The following is a 5,778-nucleotide window of genomic DNA, read 5'->3' on the forward strand; positions in this document are numbered from 1 at the left end:
GGGGGATATTCAGGAATAGAGAGCTGACGATGACCTACTCTCACATGGGCGGACCCACACTACCATTGGCGCGACGATGTTTCACTTCTGAGTTCGGGAAGGGATCAGGTGGGGCCATCGTGCTATTGTCGTCAGCAAAGGGGGTTAGATATGAGTCTGTTATTTTTATTGTTTGACGTCAAGGATTAGCTTGTTGTCGATCAACTTGTAACCTAACTGAATCAAGGTTAAAGGTGATATCGAAATATTACTTTCTATGTTATAGCATAAAGCTATACAAGACAGATTAATTAGAGCTTTCATACAAACCACTTGGGTGTTGTATGGTCAAGCCAAACGAGCAATTAGTACAGGTTAGCTACACACATCGCTGTGCTTCCACACCCTGCCTATCAACGTCGTAGTCTTCAACGGCTCTTTAGGGAAATCTTATCTTGAGGTGGGCTTCCCGCTTAGATGCTTTCAGCGGTTATCCCATCCGAACGTAGCTACCGGGCAATGCCACTGGCGTGACAACCCGAACACCAGAGGTTCGTCCACTCTGGTCCTCTCGTACTAGGAGCAGATCCTCTCAAATTTCCAACGCCCACGGTAGATAGGGACCGAACTGTCTCACGACGTTCTAAACCCAGCTCGCGTACCTCTTTAAATGGCGAACAGCCATACCCTTAGGACCTGCTTCAGCCCTAGGATGAGATGAGCCGACATCGAGGTGCCAAACACCGCCGTCGATATGAACTCTTGGGCGGTATCAGCCTGTTATCCCCAGAGTACCTTTTATCCGTTGAGCGATGGCCCTTCCATACAGAACCACCGGATCACTAAGACCTACTTTCGTACCTGCTCGACTTGTGGGTCTCGCAGTTAAGCGCGCTTTTGCCTTTATACTCTATGAACGATTTCCGACCGTTCTGAGCGCACCTTCGTACTCCTCCGTTACTCTTTAGGAGGAGACCGCCCCAGTCAAACTACCCACCATACATTGTCCTCGGTATTGTTATACCTGAGTTAGAACCCCGACATGACCAGGGTGGTATTTCAAGATTGGCTCCACAAACACTAGCGTGTCTGCTTCAAAGCCTCCCACCTATCCTGCACAAGTCAGGTCAAAGTTCAATGTAAAGCTGTAGTAAAGGTTCACGGGGTCTTTCCGTCTAGCCGCGGGTACACAGCATCTTCACTGCGATTTCGATTTCACTGAGTCTCTGCTGGAGACAGCGCTGCCATCATTATGCCATTCGTGCAGGTCAGAACTTACCTGACAAGGAATTTCGCTACCTTAGGACCGTTATAGTTACGGCCGCCGTTTACTGGGGCTTCGATCAAGAGCTTCGCTTACGCTAACCCCATCAATTAACCTTCCAGCACCGGGCAGGCATCACACCCTATACGTCCACTTTCGTGTTTGCAGAGTGCTGTGTTTTTAATAAACAGTTGCAGCAGCCTGGTATCTGCGACTGCCAACAGCTCAAGGAGCAAGTCCTATCACCATCGGCAGCGTACCTTCTCCCGAAGTTACGGTACCATTTTGCCTAGTTCCTTCAGCAGAGTTCTCTCAAGCGCCTTGGTATTCTCTACCTGATCACCTGTGTCGGTTTAGGGTACGATTCGTTTATAACTATTGCTTAGAAGCTTTTCCTGGAAGCATGGTATTTGCCACTTCGCTATACAAGTACAGCTTGCTATCAGATCTCAGTATAATGACAGTCCGGATTTGCCTAAACTGTCTACCTACATCCTTCCACCTGGACAACCAACGCCAGGCTGGCATAACCTACTCCGTCCCTCCATCGCATTATAAACAAGTATTGGAATATTAACCAATTTCCCATCGACTACGCCTTTCGGCCTCGCCTTAGGGGTCGACTCACCCAGCCCCGATTAACGTTGGACTGGAACCCTTGATCTTCCGGCGTGCGAGCTTTTCACTCGCATTATCGTTACTCACGTCAGCATTCGCTCTTGTGATACCTCCAGCATGCCTTACGACACACCTTCACAGGCTTACACAACGCTCCCCTACCACTTGAAAACAAATTCAAATCCGCAGCTTCGGCTCCTAGTTTGAGCCCCGTTACATCTTCCGCGCAGGCCGACTCGACTAGTGAGCTATTACGCTTTCTTTAAAGGATGGCTGCTTCTAAGCCAACCTCCTAGCTGTCTATGCCTTCCCACCTCGTTTCCCACTTAACTAGGAATTTGGGGCCTTAGCTGGCGGTCTGGGTTGTTTCCCTCTCCACAATGGACGTTAGCACCCACTGTGTGTCTCCCGGATATCACTCATCGGTATTCGGAGTTTGCATCGGTTTGGTAAGTCGGTATGACCCCCTAGCCGAAACAGTGCTCTACCCCCAATGGTGTTCGTCCGAGGCGCTACCTAAATAGCTTTCGGGGAGAACCAGCTATCACCGAGTTTGATTAGCCTTTCACCCCTATCCACAAGTCATCCCCTGGCTTTTCAACGACAGTGGGTTCGGTCCTCCGGTGCCTGTTACGGCACTTTCAACCTGCTCATGGATAGATCACTCGGTTTCGGGTCTATGCCCTGCAACTAAACGCCCTATTAAGACTCGGTTTCCCTACGGCTCCCCTAAACGGTTAACCTTGCTACAGAACATAAGTCGCTGACCCATTATACAAAAGGTACGCGGTCACCCTAATAAATTAAGGCTCCCACTGCTTGTACGCACACGGTTTCAGGTTCTATTTCACTCCCCTCACAGGGGTTCTTTTCGCCTTTCCCTCACGGTACTGGTTCACTATCGGTCAGTCAGGAGTATTTAGCCTTGGAGGATGGTCCCCCCATCTTCAGACAGGATTTCTCGTGTCCCGCCCTACTTAATATGTTAACGCTAATGTTTCGAATACAGGACTATCACCTACTACGGTCAGCTTTCCCACGCTGTTCTTCTACATTAGCATTAATCGGCTTCTCCCCGTTCGCTCGCCGCTACTTGGGGAATCTCATTTGATGTCTATTCCTAAGGGTACTGAGATGTTTCACTTCCCCTCGTTCGCTTCTTGTACAAGTACAAGATACCTACCTTATGGTAGGTGGGTTTCCCCATTCAGAAATCTCCGGATCACAGGATATTGCCGCCTCCCCGAAGCTTATCGCAGGCTGTCACGTCTTTCATCGCCTCTGACTGCCAAGGCATCCACCATGTGCGCTTCATTACTTGACCATACAACCCCAAGTAGTCTTGATCTATAAATAGATCTTAACTTCTAAGTGCTATATAAGTCTAATTATGATAACGATATCACCTATGTTTATACGCTTGATTCAGTTCTCTTTACTTTTTTAATAACTCACTACTGGGATAACAACTGATGTCGTTAAGTAGTGAGTTATTAAGGTTAGGAACAACGCGTGAACACGTGTTCCTAACCCAGACTCATATCTATGTTTTTAAATAGTTTCTATGCTCTCATCGAGTCACAGATTCTGTATAAAACAGAAGTAAATAATCAGTTACAATCATTTAATTCTGTTTATGCTTATTTTATATATTTACTATCGTATTTATTATGGTGGAGCCAAACGGAGTCGAACCGTTGACCTCCTGCGTGCAAGGCAGGCGCTCTACCAACTGAGCTATGGCCCCGTATATAATAATGGTAGGCCTGGGCAGACTTGAACTGCCGACCCCCGCGTTATCAACACGGTGCTCTAACCAGCTGAGCTACAGGCCTGTGTCTGCCTGTAAAGGCAAAGCGCTAATAATAAATACTAGCTAAACTAAAGAACAACTTGTTGTGAATTCTTGCTGACCGAATGCGTCTATAAGGAGGTGATCCAGCCGCAGGTTCCCCTACGGCTACCTTGTTACGACTTCACCCCAGTCATCAACCACACCGTGGTGAACGCCTTCCCGAAGGTTAAGCTATCCACTTCTGGTGCAATCAACTCCCATGGTGTGACGGGCGGTGTGTACAAGGCCCGGGAACGTATTCACCGCGGCATTCTGATCCGCGATTACTAGCGATTCCTACTTCATGGAGTCGAGTTGCAGACTCCAATCCGGACTACGATAGGCTTTTTGAGATTCGCATCACATCGCTGTGTAGCTGCCCTCTGTACCTACCATTGTAGCACGTGTGTAGCCCTGGTCGTAAGGGCCATGATGACTTGACGTCGTCCCCGCCTTCCTCCAGTTTGTCACTGGCAGTATCCTTAGAGTTCCCGGCTTAACCCGCTGGTAACTAAGGACAAGGGTTGCGCTCGTTGCGGGACTTAACCCAACATCTCACGACACGAGCTGACGACAGCCATGCAGCACCTGTATTCTAATTCCCGAAGGCACTCCCGCATCTCTGCAGGATTCTAGATATGTCAAGACCAGGTAAGGTTCTTCGCGTTGCATCGAATTAAACCACATGCTCCACCGCTTGTGCGGGCCCCCGTCAATTCATTTGAGTTTTAACCTTGCGGCCGTACTCCCCAGGCGGTCTACTTATTGCGTTAGCTGCGTCACTAAGTCCTCAAGGGACCCAACGACTAGTAGACATCGTTTACGGCGTGGACTACCAGGGTATCTAATCCTGTTTGCTACCCACGCTTTCGAGCCTCAGTGTCAGTATTATGCCAGAAGGCTGCCTTCGCCATCGGTATTCCTCCAGATCTCTACGCATTTCACCGCTACACCTGGAATTCTACCTTCCTCTCACATACTCTAGCTCAACAGTATCAGATGCAGTTCCCAGGTTGAGCCCGGGGATTTCACATCTGACTTATCGAGCCACCTACGCTCCCTTTACGCCCAGTAATTCCGATTAACGCTTGCACCCTCTGTATTACCGCGGCTGCTGGCACAGAGTTAGCCGGTGCTTATTCTGCAGCTAATGTCATCGTCCATGGGTATTAACCATGGAGTCTTCTTCACTGCTTAAAGTGCTTTACAACCAAAAGGCCTTCTTCACACACGCGGCATGGCTGGATCAGGGTTTCCCCCATTGTCCAATATTCCCCACTGCTGCCTCCCGTAGGAGTCCGGGCCGTGTCTCAGTCCCGGTGTGGCTGATCATCCTCTCAGACCAGCTACAGATCGTCGCCATGGTAGGCCTTTACCCCACCATCTAGCTAATCCGACTTAGGCTCATCTAATAGCGAGAGCAACAAGTTGCCCCCTTTCTCCCGTAGGTCGTATGCGGTATTAATTCGAGTTTCCCCGAGCTATCCCCCACTACTAGGTAGATTCCTAAGTATTACTCACCCGTCCGCCGCTCGTCAGCGAGAAGCAAGCTTCTCCTGTTACCGCTCGACTTGCATGTGTTAAGCCTGCCGCCAGCGTTCAATCTGAGCCATGATCAAACTCTTCAGTTTAATCTTGCTATGTAACCCTTTAAAGAGGCTACTAAACTTGGCTCATCTAATCTGGCAAAATCGCTAAAAATTATGTTCGTAATGAATTAACTTTGAGTTTTTTTACTGTCTTAAATGATAATTTTTATAGTTAGAATTCTCTCGAAAAGAGAGTCAACCAACTTTATTTTTATGCATTCTGAATCAGCAAAAATCCACACAAGTTGTTCTTTAGTTATGCTTTTAAATAGTATCACTCTACTGTCGTCCAGTAGATGATGTATCTAACTAATCAGTTTAAGCTATTTGCTTATCTTGTTTAGCGAGCTGACTATCATATCATGTTTAAATAGTCTGTCAACCCTTTATTCTAATTCGTTTCAACTGGTTATCTGGGTTATAAGTTTGTTAACTTATTTGCCAGCTTCCTTTGCTGAGGTGCGTATTATAGACGCTTTTAATCTGGTGTCAAG

Annotated in this window: 2 tRNA genes and 3 rRNA genes; all 5 read right to left on the reverse strand. The window is 47.9% G+C overall.

The window, feature by feature from the left end:
* Positions 1-21 precede the first annotated feature (21 nt).
* Positions 22-136: ribosomal RNA gene (gene rrf, locus EPB74_RS13265) — 5S ribosomal RNA — on the reverse strand.
* Between the two features lie 187 nt (positions 137-323).
* A 23S ribosomal RNA gene (locus EPB74_RS13270) occupies positions 324-3,185 on the reverse strand.
* Between the two features lie 347 nt (positions 3,186-3,532).
* Positions 3,533-3,608 (reverse strand) — tRNA-Ala (locus EPB74_RS13275).
* 11 nt (positions 3,609-3,619) lie between these two features.
* A tRNA-Ile gene (locus EPB74_RS13280) sits at positions 3,620-3,696 on the reverse strand.
* 91 nt (positions 3,697-3,787) lie between these two features.
* A 16S ribosomal RNA gene (locus EPB74_RS13285) occupies positions 3,788-5,326 on the reverse strand.
* Together the 16S, 23S and 5S rRNA genes with 2 tRNA genes alongside form the textbook arrangement of a ribosomal RNA operon.
* Between the last annotated feature and the right edge of the window lie 452 nt (positions 5,327-5,778).

The organism is Psychrobacter sp. DAB_AL62B, assembly GCF_028895345.1.
GTDB lineage: Bacteria > Pseudomonadota > Gammaproteobacteria > Pseudomonadales > Moraxellaceae > Psychrobacter.